Below are 20063 nucleotides of genomic sequence, written 5' to 3'. Positions count from 1 at the left end.
GACATGACGCAAGGCTTTCGGTTGCGGCGCTATCAGGCCGCCGACGAGGACGCGTCGATCGCGCTGTGGCTCGAAACCTGGCAGCTCGCCTATCCGTCGATCGATTTCGCCAAGCGGCTGGACTGGTGGCGCGCGCGCTGGCGCTGCGAGCTGGTGCCGAACGCCCGCATCGTGGTGGCAGAGCAGGCCGGCGCGATGCTCGGCTTCGTCACCATCGATGGCGGCGGCTATCTCGATCAGTTGGTGGTGGCGCCGGCGCAATGGGGCTCAGGTCTCGCCGCAGCATTGGTCGACGAGGCGAAGCGGCTGTCGCCCGAAGGCGTCACGCTGAAGGTCAACGCCGACAATTTCCGCGCTATCAAGTTCTATGAGCGCAACGGTTTCGCCAAAACCGGCGAGGAGACCAACAGCTCCGGCCGCGCCGTGCTGAACATGGCGTGGCGGCCGTGAGCTTCCCTCTCCGGTCCGAAACGGTTATTCTCGCCGCATGACCAAGCTGCTCGATCAGGCCGTGGAAGCGGCGCGAAAGCTTCCGTCCGACGTTCAGGACGACATTGCCCGCGTGATGCTGCAGCTTGCCGGAACCACCGCGGAGCCGGTTGCGCTGTCTGCTGACGAGCGCGCCGCAATCACCGCATCAAAGGCCGCCGCCGCGCGCGGCGACTTCGCCACCGACGAGCAGGTCCAGGCGGTCTGGGCCAAATACAAGCTGTGAAGCTGCGTTACACCGCGCCGGCGCTCGCCGACCTCGCGGGGCTGCTCGACTATATGTCCGCTCATTCACCGCAGGGCGCCAAGCGCGTGCAGGCGCGGATTAAAGCGATCATCGAGCTGACGCTGACGCATCCGCAGATCGGCCTTCGCACCGAGGATCCGACGGTCCGTCGTCTGACGACGTCGCCCTATCCGTATCTGGTGTTCTACGAGATCGGTAACGACGAGATCATCATCCACGCGGTTCGCCACGCAGCGCGCGATCAGTTCGAGCGGGAGGCGTAAGCGGCCTCGGGCCGCGCCGTGCTGAACCTGGCGTGGACGCCGTAAGCGGCAGAGACGTTCGAGCCGCCGCCCCACAATCAGCTGTCATCCTCCGCGAAAGCGGAGGATCCAGTACGCCGGGGCTTGGCGGCTTCATCGCAAGCGCTCTGCAATACTGGGTCGCCCGCTTTCGCGGGCGATGACGCAGAGGGGAAGGCTGCGCCCCGCATCCCATCGGCGCGGCGAGAGAATTACGCCACCTCGAACTGCAGCCGGGCGAGCCGGGCGTACAGCCCGCCGGCGGCGGCGAGCTGGGCGTGGGTGCCCTGCTCGATGATCTTGCCCTGCTCCATCACCACGATGCGATCGCAGGACAACACGGTCGCCAGCCGATGCGCGATCACCACCGTGGTGCGATGGCGCATCAATCCTTCGAGCGCAGTCTGCACCAAAGTTTCGCTCTCGGCGTCGAGCGACGAGGTCGCCTCGTCGAGCAGCAACAGCGGCGCGTCGCGCAGGATGGCGCGGGCGATGGCGATGCGCTGGCGCTGGCCGCCCGACAGCGTCACGCCGCGTTCGCCGAGCTGGGTGTCGAAGCCCTGCGGCAGCCGCTTGATAAATTCGGTGGCATGGGCCTGCTCGGCGGCGCGCTCGACCTCGGCGTCGGTGGCGTCGGGGCGGCCGAACCGGATGTTGTCGCGGGCGGAGGCTGCGAAGATCACCGATTCCTGCGACACCAGCGCGATGCGTTCGCGCAAGTGATGCGGGTCGGCGGCGGCGATCGGCACGCCGTCGAACGAGACCTTGCCGGAGCAGGGATCGTAGAACCGCAACAGCAGATGGAACAGCGTGCTCTTGCCGGCGCCGGAGGGGCCGACGATCGCCACCTTTTCGCCGGCGCGGACCGACAGCGAGACGCCGTCGAGCGCCGGGGTCTCCGGCCGCATCGGATAGGCGAAGCTGACCTTGTCGAACACCACGTCGCCGCGCGCCGGCACCGGGAACGGCCGCGGCGACGCCGGCGCCGCGATGTCCGGCTTGACCCGCAGGATCTCGAACAGCCGCTCGGCGGCACCGGAGGCGCCGGCGACTTCGCCCCACACTTCGCTGAGCTGGCCGAGGCCGGCGGCGGCGAACGCCGCATACATCACGAACTGGCTGAGCCGGCCGGCGCTGATCTCGCCCGACACCACGTCGTGCGAGCCGACCCACAGGATCGCCACCACGCTGGAGAACACGATGAAGATGATGATGGCGGTCAGCACCGCGCGGGCGCCGGTCGAACTGCGCGCCGCCTCGTAGGCCTGCTCGACCTCGCGGCCGAACCGCTGGTTCGACAGCCCCTCATTAGTATAGGCCTGCACGGTGCGGATCGAGGACACCAGTTCGGAGGCATAGGCGGAGGCGTCGGCCAAAGTATCCTGGGCGTTGCGCGACAGCCGGCGCACCCAGCGGCCGAAACCGACCAGCGGCAGCACGATCAACGGGATCGCCGCCAGCACGAAGCCGCTCAGGCGCGGGCTGGAAATCACCATCATGGTGGCGGCGCCGAGGAACAGCATCATGTTGCGCAACGCGATCGATACCGAGGCGCCGACCGCGGATTTGATCTGGGTGGTGTCGGCGGTGAGCCGCGACACCAGTTCGCCGCTGCGCGCGGAATCGAAGAACGACGGCGACAGCCGGGTGAGATGCGCGAACACGTCGTGGCGCAGATCGGCGACGATGCGCTCACCGATCGTCATCACCAGATAGTAACGCGCCGCACTGGCCATCGCCAGCACCGCCACGATCAGCACCATCACCAGGAAGTAGCTGTTGATCAGCGCGATGCCTTCCGGGCTGAAGCCGAAATCGATCAGCCGGCGCACCGCCAGCGGCACCAGAAGCGTGGTCGCCGCAGCCACCGTCAACGCCACGAAGGCGAAGGTGGCGCGCCAGCGATAGCGGTCGACGTAAGGCGCCAGCAGCAGCAACGGACGCAGCCGGCCGTGCTTGGCGGCCGGACCGGGCACCGGGGCAGCGTCGGTCAGCGGCTCGGCCTTCGGCGCCGGACGCCCGGCGGGCACCACCTTCTCGCTTTCGGCAATCGCCTCCAGCGACAGCGCGATCACCGTGCCTTTGGTTTTGGCATCGCTGGTCTTGCCGTCGGTCGTTTTGCTGTCGGTGGCTTTGGTGTCGGGCCGGACCTTTTGGATCATCGATGTTTACCGCCGCGTCACTTTTGAAGAATTGTAAATAGACGTGGGCAAGGCTGCTGGCAAATCCGGTGAATACCTTGTCTTGACAGCCGTCGTGCGATATAGGAACGCGGAAATCCACCCCTCAATTCGCCGTGTTGCGGGCCGGAAGGCCCCGAAGGATCACTCATGAAGACCGAAATTCACCCGGATTATCATAACATTACGGTAGTCATGACCGATGGCACGGAATACCTGACGCGCTCCACCTGGGGCAAGGAAGGCGACAAGCTGAACCTCGACATCGACTCCAAGTCGCATCCGGCGTGGACCGGCGGCCAGCAGCAGATGCTCGATCGCGGCGGCCGGGTGTCCCGGTTCCAGAAGAAGTTCTCGGGCTTCCTCAAGAAGGATTGAGGCGGAGGCCGCCCTGCGGCCCCAGCCACACCCGGTTCACAATCACGAGATCCGACCAAAACGCTCCTGCCTGCAGGGGCGTTTTGCGTTGCCGGCTGACATTCGCTCGGTGCGGCGAGCGGACGCTCAACTCCGGCTGTTGATGCGCTTCGAGATTTATGGGCCGTCATCCCGGGGCACGAGCAGCGCCAGCTGCGATGAGCCCGGGATCCATAACCCCTGCAGGGAATATGGATTCCGGACTTGCTCGTTCTGACGAACTCGCAATCCGGAATGACGGCCGCGTTTGGGTGGGATGCTTCAATCTCAACCGAAATGCGCTAGCGTTCGAACGCCGCCTTCAGCCGATTGAGCTGTGGCACCAGCGGGTTGCCGATCGGGGCGCGGTCCGACCCGTCGGCATGCATCGTGGTATCGAGCCGGCGCACCTTGTCCTGCAACAGCATCGAGCGCGCGATCAGCTCCTGCAGATGCTCGGGGAGTTTCGCGATCATATCGGCCGGGCCGGGCTCGGCGGCGCTGAGCTTGACCTTGGTCTTTTCACGATTGGCCTGGCTCAGCGTCATCTCGCCTTCCTTCACCGCGCGATGCAGCAATAGCCAGGAGGCGAGCTGCATCAGCCGCGTGGTCAGCCGCATGCTTTCCGTCGCGTAGGTCAGGCTGACCGAGCGATCCAGCGTCTTCGCTTCGGCACGACCGACGCCATCGAGATAGGCGGCGGTTTCTTCGACCAGATCCATGCCATCGCGAAACAGCGTGGTGAACGCTGCGGAATTGGTGAGCCGCTCGCTGATATGAACGAGAGCGGAGTCGCCCTGCATAGAATCCGACATGGTTAACGCCTCACGCAACTTGTTCGTCCCCGGCCTGTTGGCCAGCCGGTTATGATGAACAAATCATTGCGCGCCCGCGCCGCGGAGTCCAGCCGCGTCGGTCGCAAGGGTTAACAGCGCGTCCCCATCCTGCAACAAAACTGGATGCGGGAACAACGCAAAAAAGAGCCGCCGTTGCCGGCGGCTTTGAAGTTGATAACAGGGAGGCGTCAAAGCAGAGTGGACAGGAGCCACTCGGCGTCCAAAGATGGACAATCAGAGTAATACGCTGGAAAGCTTAATATCGCGTAAATGAGCGAATTTGTTGACGATTGGTTTGCCCTTTCGCAACCGACGCGGCGCCGCATATCACGGCGCCGTGAACTAAGCGGCGCTAACGCGTGACCTTGAAGATGCGGTCCGCGGCGTCACGGGTGGCGCGCTTCATCGTCATCGCCGCTTGCAGCCGGTCGATCTCGCCGGTGAGCAGCGCGATCCGCTCGCTGAGCTCCTCGACCGACAGCAGCGACAGATCCTGTCCGATCTCGTGGCTGGTCTTTTTCTTCGGCTTGTCGTCGTCCTCGATCGCCATCTGCGGCCCCCACCTTTGCGTGATCCCGGCACGGTTGCCAGTCCGGCAACGGCTGGTCTAATCCTAGCCGATCTTTCGCCGTCCCACCCGTCTCGCAAGGAAAAATCATGGAACCGGTGCCCGCGCAAATGACCGTGATCGGAATCAGCAAGCCGGGCGGTCCCGAAGTGCTGCTGCCGGAGACCCGCCCGGTGCCGGCGCCCGGGCCGGGCGAAATCCTGATCAAGGTGCAGGCCGCGGGCGTCAACCGGCCCGACGTGGCGCAGCGTTCCGGCAGCTACCCGCCGCCGCCCGGCGCCAGCGACCTGCCGGGCCTCGAAGTCGCCGGCCAAGTGGTGGCGCTCGGCGACGGCGTCAGCCGTCACAAGCTCGGCGACAGCGTGATGTCGCTGGTCGCCGGCGGCGGCTACGCGCCCTATTGCATCGCCCAGGACGCCCAGGCGATGGCGGTGCCGGCCGGGCTGTCGATCATCGAGGCCGGCGCCACGCCGGAAACCCTGATGACGGTGTGGCACAACGTGTTCGAGCGCGGCGGCCTGAAGCCCGGCGAAACCCTGCTGATCCACGGCGGCTCCTCCGGCATCGGCACCATGGCGATCCAGCTCGCCAAGGCGTTCGGCGCCAAGGTGATCGTCACCGTCGGCTCCAACGACAAGGCCGCCGCCTGCGTCAAGCTCGGCGCCGACCGCGCGATCGACTACAAGGCCGAGGATTTCGTCGCCATCGTCAAGGAGTTCACCGAGGGCCACGGCGCCGACGTCATCCTCGACATGGTCGGCGGCGATTACATCGAGAAGAACTACGACGTCGCCGCCTTCGACGGCCGCATCGTGCAGATCGCGTTTCTCCACGGACCAAAAGCCACCGTCAATTTCGTCAAGCTGATGATGAAGCGGCTGCAACACACCGGCTCGACGCTGCGGCCGCGCAGCAACGCCGACAAGGCGGCGATGGTCGCGGCGATCGAAGCCAAGGTGCTGCCGCTGTTCCGCGAAGGCCGGCTCAAGCCGTTGATCGACAGCACATTCCCGCTCACGGAGGCCGCCGAGGCGCACCGCCGGATGGAATCCAGCCAACATATTGGCAAAATTGTGTTGACGCTGTGAACCGGCCGGCCGACCGGAAAGCCTTTGAAAGCCCTCACATTCATGTCATTTATCGCGCGTCGAGCCGCACACGCGTGCGGCTGACGACGACCACCAACGCGGAGAACCGACATTGCGTCTGATCAGGTGCCTCGCGCTCGCCGCGCTGGGCTTCATGATGGTTGCGGCCGGCTCACCGGCAAACGCCATCGATGCGGTCAGCGTCCGCGGTGACGCGCCCGCGATCGATCTCACCGCGGTGCTCGATCATCAGCGCAGCGAGGGCGACCGCATTCAGGTTTCCACCGCGCCCGGCACCGACGGCATCGTCCGCCGCATCGAGGTGCGCGCCCGCGAAGGCGGCCAGAACTGGGTGGTGTTCGCGCTGGCCAACAACACCGACGACCAGCTCGACCGGCTGATCGTCGCGCCGCACTACCGCATCGTCTCCTCAGGACTGTTCTGGCCCGATCTGGGGTTGTCGCGCATCGCCACGGTGACGCCGTCGACCGGCGACCGGCCGGAGCGCCAGGACTCGGCGACCGCGGACGTGTTCCGGGTCACGCTGGATCCCGGCGCGGTGATCACCTTCGTCGCCGAATTGCGTACCGACAAGCTGCCGCAGCTCTATCTGTGGGAGCCGGAAGCCTACAAGGACAAGGTCAACTCGTTCACGCTGTACCAGGGCATTGTGATCGGCATCTCCGGCCTGCTGGCGCTGGTGCTGACCATCCTGTTCGTGGTCAAGGGCAGCATCATGTTCCCCGCCGCAGCCGCCCTGGCCTGGGCGGTGCTGGTCTATATCGGCGTCGATTTCGGCTTCTGGGGCAAGGTGCTGGACATGTCGTCGGGCTCCGAGCGGGTGTGGCGCGCCTCCGGCGAAGCCATCCTGGCCGCGACGCTGCTGGTGTTCCTGTTCGCCTATCTCAATCTCAGCCGCTGGCACGTGCGCTACTCGCACATCACGCTGGGCTGGCTGGTGTTCCTCGGCTCGCTGGTGGCGCTGGCGCTGTTCGATCCTGCGGTGGCATCCGGCATCGCCCGGATGTCGCTGGTGATGATCGCCTTCGCCGGCTTCGCGCTGATCCTGTATCTGTCGACCCACGGCTTCGACCGCGCGGTGCTGCTGATCCCGACCTGGTTCCTGCTGGTGGTGTGGGTGATCGCGGCCGGCATGGCGGTCGCGGGCTCGGTCACCAACGACATCGTCGGCCCGGCGCTGCTCGGCGGCCTGGTGCTGATCGTGATGCTGATCGGCTTCACGGTGATGCAGCACGCCTTCGCCGGCGGCAGCGCGCCGACCGGCGTGGTGTCGGACATCGAGCGCCGCGCGCTGGCGCTGACCGGCTCCGGCGACCTGATCTGGGACTGGGACGTCGCCGCCGACAAGGTGTTCACCAGCCCGGAGACCGAGACTCTGCTCGGGCTGAAGCGCGGCACGCTGGAAGGCTCCGCGGCGAAATGGCTGGAAGTGCTGCATCCGCTCGATCAGGACCGATTCCGCGCGGCGCTCGACAGCGTATTGGACCAGCGCCGCGGCCGGCTGACCCAGGATTTCCGGCTGCGCACCCCGGACGGCCGCTTCATGTGGTTCGCGCTGAAGGCGCGGCCGGTGGTCGGCTCCGACGGCGAAGTGTCGCGTGTGGTCGGCACGCTGACCGACGTCACCGAGATCAAGAACGCCGAAGAGCGCATGCTGCACGACTCGGTGCACGACAATCTGACCGGCCTGCCGAACCGCAAGCTGTTCATCGACCGGCTCAACGCGGTGGCGAATTTCGCCAAATCGATGCCGAACCTGCGCCCGACGCTGATGGTGATCGACCTCGACCGCTTCAAGCAGGTCAACGATTCGGTCGGCATCGCGGTCGGCGATTCGATCCTGCTGACCCTGGCGCGCCGGCTGACCCGGATCCTGAAGCCGCAGGACACCCTGGCACGGCTCGGCGGCGACCAGTTCGGCCTAATCCTGATGTCGGAGCAGGACCCAGCCAAGATCACCGCCTTCGCCGAGACCATCCGCAAGACCATCCGCGCGCCGATCGCCTTCAACGACCGCGAGATCTTCCTCACCGCCTCGATCGGGCTGGCTTTGAGCGATCCGCAGACCCAGCTCACCGACGAGATCATCAAGGACGCTGAGCTCGCGATGTATCACTCGAAGCGGATCGGCGGCGATCGTATCGACGTCTACAAGCCGGTGATGCGCGCCCGCAAGACCGACCGGCTGACGCTGGAATCCGAACTGCGCCGCGCCATCGAGCGCCAGGAAATCACCATCCTGTATCAGCCGATCGTGCGGCTGGAAGATCGCTCGATCGCCGGCTTCGAAGCGCTGGCGCGCTGGGATCACCCGAAGCTCGGGCGGATGTCGCCGGTGGAGTTCATCGCGATCGCCGAGGAAATCGGGCTGATCATCGACCTCGGCATGTTCGTGATGGACCAGACCGCCAAGCAGCTGGCGATCTGGCAGCGCGCGATGCGCTCGCGCGAGCCGATCTTCGCCAGCGTCAACGTCTCGTCGCGGCAATTGCTGCGGCACGATTTGTTGCACGACATCCGCACCGTGCTGTCGCGCTCCACGGTGGCGCGCGGCACGCTCAAACTGGAATTGACCGAATCGCTGGTGATGGAGAATCCGGAACACGCGGCGCAAATGCTGCACCGGATCCGCGAACTCGGCACCGGGCTGTCGCTCGACGATTTCGGCACCGGGCATTCCTCGCTGGCCTATCTGCAGCGCTTCCCGTTCGACACCATCAAGATCGACCAGTCGTTCGTCCGCACCACCAGCCGCGGCACCCGCCCGGTGATCCTGAAATCGATCATCGCGCTGGCGCACGATCTCGGCATGGAAGTGGTCGCGGAAGGCGCCGAGACCGATTCCGATGCGGTGGAGCTCTATCAACTCGGCTGCGAATACGCCCAGGGTTTCGCCTTCGGCGAGCCGATGGATGCCGACGCGGCGATGAAGCTGTTGACGGAAGAGCGGCTGGCGGAAGCGAGCTGAGCACGGACCTGGCGTGGAAGCTGCGCACCGCACCGCCCCACCTCAGGCCGTCATCCTCCGCGAAAGCGGAGGACCCAGTACGCCGCAGCGATGCGGCTCTATCGCTGGCGCTCTGGAATACTGGGTCGCCCGCTTTCGCGGGCGATGACATCAATGAAAATGCCGCGCCGAGCGCGTAGGGTGGGCAAAGGCGCCGCTTGGCGCCGTGCCCACCAGCCATCAGCTCATTCAGATCATCAGACGTTTTGGTGGGCACGCTTCGCTTTACCCACCCTACGAGCTCAGGCGTGTCCCGCGTCGTTCGACAGCATCCCCGGTTCGATGCCGATCTTGTGCAGCGCGCGGTCGTATTTCTCCTCGACGTTGCCGCCGAAAATCAGCTCGGGGTCGGCGGGGCAATGCAGCCAGCCGTTGCCCTGGATTTCGGTCTCGAGCTGGCCCGGCGCCCAGCCGGCATAGCCGAGCGCCAGGATGGCGTGCTTCGGCCCGGCGCCCTTGGCGATCGCCTTCAAAATATCCACGGTGGCGGTCAGACAAATACCTTCATCGATCGGTAGCGTGGCGTCCTTGATGAAGAAGTCGCTCGAATGCAGCACGAATCCGCGTCCGGTCTCCACCGGCCCGCCCTTCAACACCTTCATGGTTTCGGCGTTTTCCGGCAGCTTGATCTGGTCGGCCTTGTCGATGATGTCGAGCTGCACCAGCAGCTCGGGAAAATCGATGCTGCCGGCCGGCCGGTTGACGATGATCCCCATGGCGCCTTCGGAAGAATGCGCGCAGACATAAATCACCGAACGGGCAAACCGCTCGTCTTCCATCACCGGCATCGCGATCAGCAATTGGCCGTCGAGATAGCCGCGCCCAGAGGCGTCCCCGGCCCCCTTGCTTTCGTCGCTTTTCGGCGCTTTCGATTTGGGGTCCATCAGCTAGGCATTCTCATTTTGTCCCACATCCTGATATTGGGTGGCTATCCTGTCAATCAAGCCGTGGTTCGGGCCACCGGGTCACCGCTTGGGTGGCTCGCGGCCGGTTCGGCCTCTAACGACGTCAGATGAGCGCTATGGTTCCGTTCCGCAGGGTCTTGCTCGCCGCAGCCGCCATGACGGTCTGTCTGATTGGTGGGGCCAGGGCCGAAGACAGTTCACCATGGCTCAGTGACAGCCATTCGGCGGTCCGGCTGTTGGCCGGCTCGCGCTCCGGCTCGGTGCTGCTCGGCGGCATCGCGATCCAGCTCGAGCCGGGCTGGAAAACCTATTGGCGCGCGCCCGGGGATTCCGGGGTGCCGCCGCGGTTCGATTTCAGCAAATCCGAAAACGTCGAGGCGGTCACGATCCTGTGGCCGGCGCCAACCCGGTTCGCCGACGGCGCCGGCGGCACCTCGCTCGGCTACAAGAAGCAGGTGGTGCTGCCGCTGCGTATCGTCGCCAAGAACGCCGAGAAGCCGGTGACTCTGCGTGCCACCGTGAGTTACGCGGTGTGCGAAAAACTCTGCGTTCCGGTCGAGGCCAGCCCGGAACTCGCCTTCGTCAGCGTCGCCTCGACCCAGGACGCCACGCTGTCGGCGGCGCTCGATACCGTGCCGGTGCCCGCCAATGTCGGCGATCCGCATCCGGTGACGGTGCGCGACGTCAAGCGCGACGGCCAATCGGTGATTGTCGACGTCACCACGCCGGACTTCACCGTGGTCGACCTGTTCGTCGAAGGCCCCACCCCGGAGTGGTCGCTGCCGGTGCCGAAGCCGGTCGAGCCGAGCCCGCCCGGCGTCAAGCGCTTCGAATTCGCACTTGAAGGCCTGCCGCCCGGGGTGAAGCCCGACGGCGCGGCGCTGAAGCTGACTTTGGTCGGCGCCGAGCGCTCCTACGAATACAACGTCAATCTGGAATAGCGCTGCCTCATTCAGGAAACGCGTGCCGCGAACTCTTCACCTCTCCCCACTTGCGGGGAGAGGTCGACCCCGCGGAGCGCAGCGAAGCCGGGTCGGGTGAGGGGGCGGTTCGTCATAACGAGGCGCCCCCTCACCCGACTCGAACGCGCTGCGCGCATTCGAGCCACTCTCTCCCCGCAAGCGGGGCGAGGGAAGGCGCTTGTGTCGGCTGATTTGTTCAATCAGTTGAGGCGGACGAAATAGCAATGGCGCCGCCGCGGCGCGCACGCCCCAGCCTCTCCGCCAGAAAATCCGCCAGCACCTCGACCCGGGCCGGGCGCGGGCCGCCGGGCGGCATCACCAGATGCACCGCGCCTTCGCGCTGGTGCCAGCCCTGCAGGATCACTTCCACAGCGCCCGAGGCCAGCGCGTCGCCGACGATGAACTCCGGCAGGTCGGCGATGCCAAGGCCCGCCAGCAGCGCCGGCAGCAGCGCTTCGCCGTTGTTGACCCGCAAGGGCCCCGACAGCCGCACGTCGGCCTGCTCGCCGGCGGCGTTGGTGTAGTGCCAGGTGTTGGGCGTCGACAGGTAGGCGTAGCCCAGGCAGCGGTGGCTGGCGAGATGCATCGGGTGGGTCGGCCGGCCGTGGGCCGCCAGATAGGACGGCGCCGCCACGGTGAAGCGCGGCATCGCGCACAGCCGCCGCGCCAACAGCGAGGAATCCGGCAGCGTGGCGATGCGAATCCCGGCGTCGAAGCCCTCGCCGATCAGATCGACCATGGCGTCGCTGAGATGCAGGTCGATGGCGACGTCGGGATAGGCCGCAAGGAACTCCGGCAGCAGCGGCGCGATCACCTTGACGCCGAAGGTCATCGGCACCGCCAGCCGCACCAGCCCGCGCGGCGCCGCCGATTGCGCCAGTGCCTCGTTCTCCGCCGCCTCGCCGTCGGCCAGCAGCCGGGCCGCGCGCTCGGCGAGCTTGTGGCCGGCGTCGGTCAGCGCCAGACGCCGCGAGGTGCGGTTGAACAGCCGGGCGCCGAGCCGCTGCTCCAGCCTCGTCACCGCCTTCGACACCGTGGCCTTCGACAGCGTCAGCTCGTCGGCCGCTGCGGCGAAGGAGCGCAGCTCGACCACCTTGGCGAAAATCGCCAGCGCCTCGAAGTCGGGAAGCCTCGCCATGTCAAATCCTGAAACTATGAGTTTCGATCGTTTCTATTTCTAGACCATGCGGGAGGGCTTATCCAGATGCCAACGAAACGCAACGGCGCGCCCAGCGCGCCAGGAAATGGAGAGCGACATGATTGAACTTCGTCCGTTCACCAAACTCGGCGGTGCCGACCACGGCTGGCTGAACGCCAAACACCACTTCTCGTTCGCGAATTACTACGACCCGGAGAATATGGGCCACGGCGCCCTGCGGGTCTGGAACGACGACGAGATCGCCCCCAACACCGGCTTTCCGGCGCATCCGCACAAGGACATGGAAATCATCACCTATGTCCGCGATGGCGCGATCACCCATCAGGACTCGCTCGGCAACAAGGGCCGCACCGAGGCCGGCGACGTCCAGGTGATGAGCGCCGGAAGCGGCGTGCGGCATTCCGAATACAATCTGGAGCCGGAAACCACCCGGATCTTCCAGATCTGGATCGAGCCGGTCGGCAAGGGCGGCCAGCCGACCTGGGGCGCCAAGCCGTTCCCGAAGGCGGACCGTTCCGGCAAGCTCGTCACCATCGCCTCGGGCTTTGCCTCCGACACCGGAGCGCTGCCGATCCGCGCCGACGCCCGGGTGCTCGCCACCACGCTGAAAGCCGGCGAAAGCGCCGAGTATCAGCCCGACAAGGCGCGGCATCTCTATCTGGTGCCGGCGGCGGGCTCCGTCGAAGTCAACGGCGTCAAGGTCAACGCCCGCGACGGCGCCGCGATCCACGACGAGGCCAAGCTGACCATCACCGCGCTGGAGGATTCCGAACTGGTGCTGGTCGACGCGGCATAATGCGAGGCGAAGCGGACCTCTCGTTCGTTATTGCGAGGAGCTCTTGCGACGAAGCAATCCAGCGCTGACTCGCAGCCCTGGATTGCTTCGCTCGACGGGCCGTCGCTCTGCGACGCCCCGTCGGCTCGCAATGACGAACTCTTTCTCACACCCTCAATCAACGGAGATTCCCATGGCGAAAGTTCTTGTTCTTTACTACTCGGCGTACGGCCACATCGAGACCATGGCGAATGCGGTCGCCGAAGGCGCCCGCGAAGCCGGCGCCCAGGTCGATATCAAGCGCGTTCCCGAATTGGTGCCGCCCGACGTCGCCAAGGCCGCGCACTACAAGCTCGATCAGGCGGCGCCGATCGCCAGCGTCGACGACCTCGCCAATTACGACGCCATCATCATCGGCACCGGCACGCGGTTCGGCCGCATCACCTCGCAGATGGCGAATTTCCTCGATCAGGCCGGCGGCCTGTGGGCCAAGGGCACGCTGCACGGCAAGGTCGGCGGCGCCTTCACCTCGACCGCGAGCCAGCACGGCGGCCAGGAGACCACGCTGTTCTCGATCATCACCAACCTGTTGCATTTCGGCATGGTGGTGGTCGGCCTGAACTACGGCTACGGCGGGCTGACCACGCTCGACGAAGTCGCCGGCGGCTCGCCCTACGGCGCCACCACGATCACCGGCGGCGACGGCGCGAGGCAACCCAGCGCCAACGAACTCGGCGGCGCGCGCTATCAGGGAAAAATGATCGCCGAAACCGCGATCAAGCTGCATGGCTGATAGCTGGCGGGCGGCGCTTTACCAGCGCCGCCCGGCTCCTATTTGAACTTCGGGCCGATCGGCCCACGTGTCTTGGGCTGATCGGAGAAATGCGATGCTCGATATTTATGTGCTGTATCAGCTCGCCCGCGATCCCTTACGGGTGATCGCCAAGAGCTGGATGTGCCGCGGCCTGACCATTGCCACCATCGGCCGGCATCAGTGCCGCGATGTCGCGGCGATCGAACGGTGCGGCGATTGCGGCTGATCCAAGAATGATTAGTTCGATTGGCGCTCCTCATCCATGAAGCTGTCATTCCGGGGCACGAGCCGCGCGAGCGGCGAGTGAACCCGGAATCCAGTATTCCAGGGCGGTGATTACTGGATTCCGGGTTCGCTCGTTCTGACGAACTCGCGCCCCGGAATGACGGCGTCGTTTTTTCGGCGGGCGCAGTCCTATCCTTCGCAGCCCATGCTTCAATGAAGCAGCACTAAATATCCAAATGCCGATACACCGCGATTTCGCGCTCGCGGGCGAGCCGGGAATCCTCGCCAGCGCGCACCCCGCGCCAGATGTCGAAGATGATCACCAGCGTCGAAAACAGCCCGGTGATCTTGCCGGTGATGAAGCCGAACGGAAACACCAGCCGCTCCGGCGGAATGATGAATTGCGAGCCCAAAAAGATCGCGCCGGCATTGATGAAGTAGCCCATCCGGTACAGCGACTTTTCCTTCCACGCCGCTTTGGCGTGCGGCTTCGAACTCTTCTTCACCGCGCGGTTGTATTTCGGATTGGCCATCAGCCCGAGGAAACGGCGCTTCTTCGGCAGCGCGTTGGGGCCGGCGACCAGCGCGCGGAAATTCTTCCGCATCTCGAAATGCGCCACCAGCGCCAGCACGAGATTGGCGGCGACCGCGACGGCTTTCAGCGCCGGCAGCGACATCGTCAGTTGCGCGGCGAGATCGACGAACAACAGATGCGTCGCCGCGTTCAGCGCGAACGCCGAGCGGTGGAACGCGGCGCGATTGATCGCCTGCACTTTCTCGTCGATGAAGGCCGCGCCCTGTTTGGTCGCGCCGAACTGCAGCAGAAATTGCTTCGGCTTCGGCTCCAGCCGCCAGCGCCGGCCGACCTCATCCAGAGTTTCCGCCGGCGTACCGCGCTTGATCCGGAAAGTGGCGCGGTTGAACCAGGTGGCGACGCGGTTGATCCAGCTTCGCGTCACCGCGAATCGCGAGGAGGTCGCCGTCTCGATCAATCGCTGAGGTTCTGCCTGCATGGTCGGGGCCCAAATCACCGCAAAGCTTGCGCCAGATTGCGGCGGTTCTCAACATCGCGGGCCGTCACGATTGTCGCGACAAGGTCGCAGGTCGGCACCGCGGGCGCCAACGCCACGCGGATCAACGTCTTGCAATGCCATAGGTTTGACGCAAGGGCCGGGAGCCGGCGAGATGTGGCCCACGGGCGACAAATCGTACGGCGGGCGTCGTTCGGCGGGTCGTGAGGGCAGGCAATGGTGGGCGCGACAGGGATCGAACCTGTGACCCCCTCGATGTCAACGAGGTGCTCTCCCGCTGAGCTACGCGCCCTCTTAGATCTTCACGGGTGGGTCCCTATATCGGCTTCACAGCGCGCAGGCAAGCAGCCTGACAGAGAGATTTACGCCGCGAGCATCTTATTCACTTCGCTGACCAATTCGCGCAGGTGCACGGGCTTGGCCAACACCTTGGCGTTTTTCGGCGCCTCGGAGTCGGAATTCAGCGCCACCGCGGCGAACCCGGTGATGAACATGATCTTGATGTCGGGATCGAGCTCGGAGGCGCGGCGCGCCAACTCGATGCCGTCCATCTCCGGCATCACGATGTCGGTTAGAAGCATTTCAAACGGCTCTTCCCGCAGCCTCTGATAGGCTGACAGGCCGTTGTCATACGACGAAACTTGGAATCCGGCGTTTTCCAGCGCCTTGACCAGGAACCGGCGCATGTCGTTGTCGTCTTCGGCGAGGAGAATTTTATGCATGGCGGCTGGATGTCAAACCCGGTGAGAGGACCACTGCGGTCAGTTAGACCGAGCGTTGGTAAATTTCGGGTGAAAATCGGATGCCGTGCGACACCCAGGAGGCCCGCCGACTGTGCGCGCCCGCGCCGCTTCTGGCAACAAAGCAAAGGGGTTGCGCGCGATGCTCAGGTTCCCCCACATCGAAGAATTTATTCGCTTGGCAGAGCGAGGCGGATTGCCGACAATCGTTCGCAGCAATGCAGCGGCCTCGCCGGCGGCTGACGAGGCCGACGATGACGCATGGCGAGGACGGCCGACGATGAACGAGTTTGACGGTGAGCAGTCTGCCTTCGAGATCGTCGAACCGGCGCAGTGGCGGGCGCCGATCATTTTCAACTCGCCGCATTCCGGTTCGGTCTATCCGCAGGATTTCCTGACCGCCTCGCGCATCGATCTGGAGGCGCTGCGCCGCTCGGAAGATTCGTTCATGGACGAATTGATCGCCGGGCTCAGCGACCGCGGCTTCCCGGTGGTGCGGGTACATTTTCCGCGCTCCTATATCGACGTCAATCGCGAGCCCTACGAACTCGACCCGCGGATGTTCGCCGGCCGGCTGCCGAGTTTCGCCAACACCCGCTCGATGCGGGTGGCCGGCGGCCTCGGCACCATCCCGCGCGTGGTCGGCGACGGCCAGGAGATCTATCGCGAGCGGATCGACGTCGACGACGCGCTGGGGCGGATCGAGGCGCTGTACAAGCCGTATCACCGCGCGTTGCGCCGGCTGATCAACAAGGCGCATCAGAGCTTCGGCTCGGTGATCGTGGTGGATTGCCACTCGATGCCGTCGATCGGGCTGTCGCGCGACGAACCGCGACGGCCGGACGTGGTGATCGGCGATCGCTACGGCACGAGCTGCGTCGCGCTGGTGCCCGACGTGGTCGAGCAGACCATGACGGCGCGCGGCTATTCGGTCGGCCGCAACAAGCCCTATGCCGGCGGCTTCATCACCGAGCATTACGGCAATCCGTCGAGCGGACTTCACGCCGTGCAGGTCGAACTCAACCGCGCGATCTACATGGACGAGCGGCTGCGCGCACGCAGCCCGCGGTTCGATCAGGTGATCGACGACTTCGCCATCCTGGCCGACGCGCTGGCAGAGATTCCGCTCGGCGATCTCGGCTCGTTTCAGGCGGCCGCCGAGTAGTCGAGCCGGTGCGCGCGGGTGAATCGTCACGCCAGCTTCAACAAGATTTGCCGAACCCAACTCCCAAAAGAAAAAAGGGCCGCTTGCGAAGGCAAGCGGCCCAAGTCTAGGGAGGAAACGCCCAAGGAGGGCAGCGATAGCGCAAGGCGCTACCGCACCGCAACAATATGAGACCGCGCCGCAAAAAGCGCAAGCATTTTTGCTCGTTTTACCATGCAAAAATGCATGTCAGAACGTCGATTGACGCGAGGGAACTTGCATTTATTCGTTTTAGTTCAATAACTTGCGAAGAAATGAAAGAGCCTCGCATGAGAGGCGAGTGTATGTTTGACGCTCCACAACCTCAAAATCGAAGCCGCCCACACAGGATTTCGCACCCAAGCGCAACCCAATCCGAAAGTCGAAAGGAGCCCTCGGACCTGCCAGTTTGCGATTTCTCGGGGGCCTCGACGTAATTATAGCAGCGGGGCGCGGCGGATTGCATTACGCCATACATCAACTTTGCTCCGCTGCTGTTGAGAAGGAAGCTCCGTGACGGTTATCGATTTCACTGCCTTCATCGGGCGACTTGCGACCTCATCCGGCGAGACCATCCTGCCGATGTTTCGAACTTCGTTGGCGATCGACAACAAGAGCACGCCCGGCCACGAATTCGATCCGGTGACCGAGGCCGACCGCGCCGCCGAGGCGGTGATGCGGCGGATGATCAAGGAGACCTTTCCGCAGCACGGCATCGTCGGCGAGGAATTCGGCAGCGAGAACCAAGACGCCGAATATGTCTGGGTGCTGGACCCGATCGACGGCACCAAATCCTTTATCGCCGGCTTCCCGATCTGGGGCACGCTGATCGCGCTGCTGCACCGGGGCACGCCGGTGTACGGCATGATGCACCAGCCGTTCATCGGCGAACGGTTCTCCGGCGACAGCCAATCGGCGACCTATCGCGGCCCGTCGGGCGCGCGCAACCTCGCGGTGCGGCGCTGCGCGCTGCTGCAGGACGCCACCACCTACACCACCAGCCCGCTGTTGATGAATGACGCCGACCGCGCCGCCTATGGCCGGATCGAGAGCCAGGTCCGGCTGTCGCGCTACGGCGGCGATTGCTACTCCTACTGCATGCTGGCCGCCGGCAACCTCGACCTGGTGATCGAGACGGAGTTGAAGCCCTACGACGTCGCGGCGCTGATCCCGATCGTCACCGGCGCCGGCGGCGTCATCACCACCTGGGACGGCCAGCCGGCGCAACACGGCGGCCGCATCATCGCCGCCGGCGATCCGCGGATCCACGAAGCCGCGATGAAGATTTTGAACGGCTAGCTTGAAGTTCAGACGGCAAACGCGCCGTCCTTCGTCAACGCGCCGCGCGGCGCAGATGGTCGGTGAGCTGCTGCGCCGGCTTCGGCAGCGCCTTGAGGTCGCGGACGCAGATCACCAGCTTGCGGCTGGCCCAGGGATCGCGGATGCGCAGTATCGCCAGCGGCATCGTGCGGGCACAGCGTTTCGCCGCCGCCTCCGGCACCACCGCGACGCCGACGCCGGCCGCCACCATCTGGCAGATCGCGTCGAACTGCTTCAGCCGGGCGCGGAACCGCAGCCGCGCGCCCAGCCGCGCGGCGTGGCGGCCGAGGTGGTCCTGCAGCGCGCTGCCGGCTTCAAGTCCGATGAAGTCGCGATCCAACAGCTCGGCGAAGTCGATGGCGCGGCGGCCGGCGACGGCGTCGCCCTTCGCCGCCACCAGCACCAGCCGGTCGTCGCAAAACGCGAATCGTTCGATCGTCTCCGGCAGCGCCCGATCGATCGCGAGGCCGATGTCGGCCGCGCCGGCGGCGATCGCCTCGGCGATCTCCCCGCTCTCGCGCTCCTCGACGTCGATGCTGACATTGGGATGCGCGCCGAGAAACGCCGCCAGCGCTTTCGGCAGATGTTCCGACAGCGCAGCGGTGTTGGCGAGCAGCCGCACGCTAGCCTTCACGCCGCGCGCATAGGCCGACAGATCGCCGCGCAGCGCCTCGGTGGCGTGCAGCACGACGCGAGCGTGATCGAGCAGGCTGTCGCCGGCGGGCGTCAGCGTCACGCCGCGACGGCCGCGCAGCAACAACGCGACGCCGAGGCTCTGTTCCAGCGCCTTGATCCGCGCACTGGCCGAGGCCAGCGCCAGATGGCAGCGCGCCGCGCCATGGGTGATGCTGCGCGCCTCAGCGATTGCCGCGAACAGCCGAAGGTCAACCAGATCGAACTGCATGCCCTCTCTCCTTGCAGCCTTCGTCCAGACCGAAGGCTGACTGCGGCAGTGGCAGATTGTGCGCGCCGCGGCGATCGGTCAATGTCGCGCCGTGCTCGATCCTCTGCTCATCCTGATTGCCGCGGTGTTCGCTTTGGCGGGTTTCGTCAAGGGCGTCATCGGGCTCGGCCTGCCCACCGTGTCGATCGGGCTGCTGGCGGTGGCAATGCCGCCGGCGCAGGCGTTGGCGATCGTGATCGTGCCGGCCATCCTCACCAATATCTGGCAGACCTTCGTCGGCGGCTATCTGCGCGACATCCTGCGGCGGCTGTGGCCGCTGATGCTCGGAACGGTTATCGGCGTCCGCGCCGGCTCGGGCCTGATGACCGGCCCCTATGCGCACGACGCCACCCTGGTGCTGGGACTGCTGTTGGTGATCTACGCCGGGCTCGGGCTCAGTCAGGCCCGCTTTCACGTCCGCCCGTCCCATGAGAAATGGCTCGGCGGCATCGTCGGGCTGATCACCGGCGTGGTCGCCGCGGCGACCGGGGTGCAGGTGATCCCCTCAATGCCGTTCATGCAGGCGATCGGCCTGGAGAAGGACGAACTGGTGCAGGCGCTCGGCGTGTTCTTCACCACCGCCACGCTGGCGCAGGCGTTCAATCTCACCGAGGCGGGACTGCTGTCGACCGCGACCGCGCTGCCGGGCGCAGTGGCGTTGGCCACCGCCTTCGCCGGCATGTTCGTCGGTCAATTGGTGCGGGCGCGGATGAACCCGATCCAGTTCCGCCGCTGGTTCCTGGTGGCGATGGGACTGCTCGGGCTGTATCTGTTCGGCTCCACCCTCGCCGCCATGGTCTAGCTGTGGAGCCTCAACAGGTTGTCCCCGAATAGACCGAGTCGGCTGATGGGTGTTTGTGATTTTATGCCGCCGTGGGGGCGATGCCAGTTGT

21 protein-coding genes and 1 tRNA gene are annotated in these 20063 nt (G+C 65.4%); 13 read left to right on the top strand and 9 right to left on the bottom strand.

What is annotated here, in order from left to right:
* The first annotated feature begins 3 nt into the window (after nucleotides 1–3).
* The 3 genes from HNR60_RS21935 to HNR60_RS21925 are packed head-to-tail and all read left to right on the top strand — an operon-like array spanning nucleotide 4 to nucleotide 999.
* Nucleotides 4–450 carry a GNAT family N-acetyltransferase gene (locus HNR60_RS21935; RefSeq protein ID WP_184262144.1) on the top strand — a complete coding sequence of 149 codons (447 nt, stop codon included), beginning with the start codon at nucleotides 4–6 and terminating at the stop codon, nucleotides 448–450.
* A gap of 37 nt (nucleotides 451–487) precedes the next feature.
* Nucleotides 488–715: a hypothetical protein gene (locus HNR60_RS21930; RefSeq protein ID WP_184262142.1), complete on the top strand. Its 228-nt coding sequence runs from the start codon at nucleotides 488–490 to the stop codon at nucleotides 713–715.
* The gene (locus HNR60_RS21925; RefSeq protein ID WP_184262140.1) at nucleotides 712–999 is read left to right on the top strand and encodes a type II toxin-antitoxin system RelE/ParE family toxin; all 288 of its coding nucleotides are present in this window, start codon (nucleotides 712–714) and stop codon (nucleotides 997–999) included. The genes HNR60_RS21930 and HNR60_RS21925 overlap by 4 nt, the downstream gene beginning before the upstream one ends.
* 230 nt (nucleotides 1000–1229) lie before the next feature.
* Here HNR60_RS21925 and HNR60_RS21920 read toward each other — a convergent pair whose 3' ends face one another.
* Nucleotides 1230–3179 carry an ABC transporter ATP-binding protein/permease gene (locus HNR60_RS21920; RefSeq protein WP_246433058.1) on the bottom strand — a complete coding sequence of 650 codons (1950 nt, stop codon included), beginning with the start codon at nucleotides 3177–3179 and terminating at the stop codon, nucleotides 1230–1232.
* A gap of 168 nt (nucleotides 3180–3347) precedes the next feature.
* On the opposite strand from HNR60_RS21920, the gene rpmE reads away from it, so the two are divergent.
* Nucleotides 3348–3575, top strand: coding sequence for a 50S ribosomal protein L31 (gene rpmE / locus HNR60_RS21915; protein ID WP_184262138.1), 228 nt, complete (start codon nucleotides 3348–3350; stop codon nucleotides 3573–3575).
* Nucleotides 3576–3895: 320 nt separating this feature from the next.
* On the opposite strand, the gene rcdA is transcribed toward rpmE, so the two are convergent.
* Entirely contained in the window at nucleotides 3896–4408 is a 513-nt protein-coding gene (gene rcdA, locus HNR60_RS21910) for a protease adaptor protein RcdA (protein WP_184262137.1), read from the bottom strand.
* Nucleotides 4409–4781: 373 nt separating this feature from the next.
* Entirely contained in the window at nucleotides 4782–4979 is a 198-nt protein-coding gene (locus tag HNR60_RS21905) for a DUF1192 domain-containing protein (protein ID WP_184262135.1), read from the bottom strand.
* Nucleotides 4980–5086: 107 nt separating this feature from the next.
* On the opposite strand from HNR60_RS21905, the gene HNR60_RS21900 reads away from it, so the two are divergent.
* Together HNR60_RS21900 and HNR60_RS21895 are read left to right on the top strand one after the other, a co-directional pair.
* Complete coding sequence (locus HNR60_RS21900; RefSeq protein WP_184262133.1) at nucleotides 5087–6085, top strand: NAD(P)H-quinone oxidoreductase; 999 nt, start codon at nucleotides 5087–5089, stop codon at nucleotides 6083–6085.
* 112 nt (nucleotides 6086–6197) lie between these two features.
* On the top strand, nucleotides 6198–9074 hold the full coding sequence (locus HNR60_RS21895; RefSeq protein ID WP_184262131.1) for an EAL domain-containing protein: 2877 nt from the start codon (nucleotides 6198–6200) through the stop codon (nucleotides 9072–9074).
* A gap of 281 nt (nucleotides 9075–9355) precedes the next feature.
* Here HNR60_RS21895 and HNR60_RS21890 read toward each other — a convergent pair whose 3' ends face one another.
* On the bottom strand, nucleotides 9356–9997 hold the full coding sequence (locus tag HNR60_RS21890; RefSeq protein ID WP_184262129.1) for a YqgE/AlgH family protein: 642 nt from the start codon (nucleotides 9995–9997) through the stop codon (nucleotides 9356–9358).
* Nucleotides 9998–10125: 128 nt separating this feature from the next.
* Between HNR60_RS21890 and HNR60_RS21885 the strand changes: the two genes are divergently transcribed.
* A complete protein-coding gene (locus HNR60_RS21885; protein ID WP_184262127.1) occupies nucleotides 10126–10959 on the top strand; it encodes a protein-disulfide reductase DsbD domain-containing protein in 834 nt (277 codons plus the stop codon).
* 217 nt (nucleotides 10960–11176) lie between these two features.
* On the opposite strand, the gene HNR60_RS21880 is transcribed toward HNR60_RS21885, so the two are convergent.
* Nucleotides 11177–12118, bottom strand: coding sequence for a LysR family transcriptional regulator (locus HNR60_RS21880; protein ID WP_184262125.1), 942 nt, complete (start codon nucleotides 12116–12118; stop codon nucleotides 11177–11179).
* Nucleotides 12119–12236: 118 nt separating this feature from the next.
* Here HNR60_RS21880 and HNR60_RS21875 point away from each other — a divergent pair, with 118 nt between their 5' ends.
* The 3 genes from HNR60_RS21875 to HNR60_RS21865 all read left to right on the top strand — a co-directional run bounded on the left by HNR60_RS21875 (nucleotide 12237) and on the right by HNR60_RS21865 (nucleotide 13954).
* Nucleotides 12237–12935 (top strand): pirin family protein, encoded by a 699-nt coding sequence (locus tag HNR60_RS21875; RefSeq protein WP_184262123.1) that lies wholly within the window; start codon nucleotides 12237–12239, stop codon nucleotides 12933–12935.
* A 172-nt stretch (nucleotides 12936–13107) separates the two neighbouring features.
* Nucleotides 13108–13707 (top strand): NAD(P)H:quinone oxidoreductase, encoded by a 600-nt coding sequence (wrbA, locus tag HNR60_RS21870; protein WP_184262121.1) that lies wholly within the window; start codon nucleotides 13108–13110, stop codon nucleotides 13705–13707.
* Between the two features lie 94 nt (nucleotides 13708–13801).
* On the top strand, nucleotides 13802–13954 hold the full coding sequence (locus HNR60_RS21865) for a hypothetical protein (RefSeq protein WP_184262119.1): 153 nt from the start codon (nucleotides 13802–13804) through the stop codon (nucleotides 13952–13954).
* A gap of 223 nt (nucleotides 13955–14177) precedes the next feature.
* Here HNR60_RS21865 and HNR60_RS21860 read toward each other — a convergent pair whose 3' ends face one another.
* From HNR60_RS21860 to cpdR, 3 genes are all read right to left on the bottom strand, one after another.
* Nucleotides 14178–14966 (bottom strand): hypothetical protein, encoded by a 789-nt coding sequence (locus tag HNR60_RS21860; protein ID WP_184262117.1) that lies wholly within the window; start codon nucleotides 14964–14966, stop codon nucleotides 14178–14180.
* Nucleotides 14967–15201: 235 nt separating this feature from the next.
* A tRNA-Val gene (locus HNR60_RS21855) sits at nucleotides 15202–15276 on the bottom strand.
* Between the two features lie 70 nt (nucleotides 15277–15346).
* Nucleotides 15347–15706 carry a cell cycle two-component system response regulator CpdR gene (gene cpdR, locus HNR60_RS21850; RefSeq protein WP_011471260.1) on the bottom strand — a complete coding sequence of 120 codons (360 nt, stop codon included), beginning with the start codon at nucleotides 15704–15706 and terminating at the stop codon, nucleotides 15347–15349.
* A gap of 298 nt (nucleotides 15707–16004) precedes the next feature.
* Here cpdR and HNR60_RS21845 point away from each other — a divergent pair, with 298 nt between their 5' ends.
* A complete protein-coding gene (locus HNR60_RS21845; protein ID WP_184262115.1) occupies nucleotides 16005–16889 on the top strand; it encodes an N-formylglutamate amidohydrolase in 885 nt (294 codons plus the stop codon).
* Between the two features lie 531 nt (nucleotides 16890–17420).
* Nucleotides 17421–18206 (top strand): histidinol-phosphatase, encoded by a 786-nt coding sequence (hisN, locus tag HNR60_RS21840; protein WP_184262113.1) that lies wholly within the window; start codon nucleotides 17421–17423, stop codon nucleotides 18204–18206.
* 34 nt (nucleotides 18207–18240) lie between these two features.
* Here hisN and HNR60_RS21835 read toward each other — a convergent pair whose 3' ends face one another.
* Complete coding sequence (locus HNR60_RS21835) at nucleotides 18241–19131, bottom strand: LysR substrate-binding domain-containing protein (protein ID WP_184262110.1); 891 nt, start codon at nucleotides 19129–19131, stop codon at nucleotides 18241–18243.
* Nucleotides 19132–19222: 91 nt separating this feature from the next.
* Between HNR60_RS21835 and HNR60_RS21830 the strand changes: the two genes are divergently transcribed.
* Nucleotides 19223–19972 (top strand): TSUP family transporter, encoded by a 750-nt coding sequence (locus HNR60_RS21830; protein WP_184262108.1) that lies wholly within the window; start codon nucleotides 19223–19225, stop codon nucleotides 19970–19972.
* The last annotated feature ends 91 nt before the right edge of the window (nucleotides 19973–20063 follow it).

Source organism: Rhodopseudomonas rhenobacensis (genome assembly GCF_014203125.1).
Lineage (GTDB): Bacteria > Pseudomonadota > Alphaproteobacteria > Rhizobiales > Xanthobacteraceae > Rhodopseudomonas_A > Rhodopseudomonas_A rhenobacensis.
Note: the sequence above shows the minus strand (reverse complement) of the source record. Positions and strands in the feature narration are given on the sequence as shown.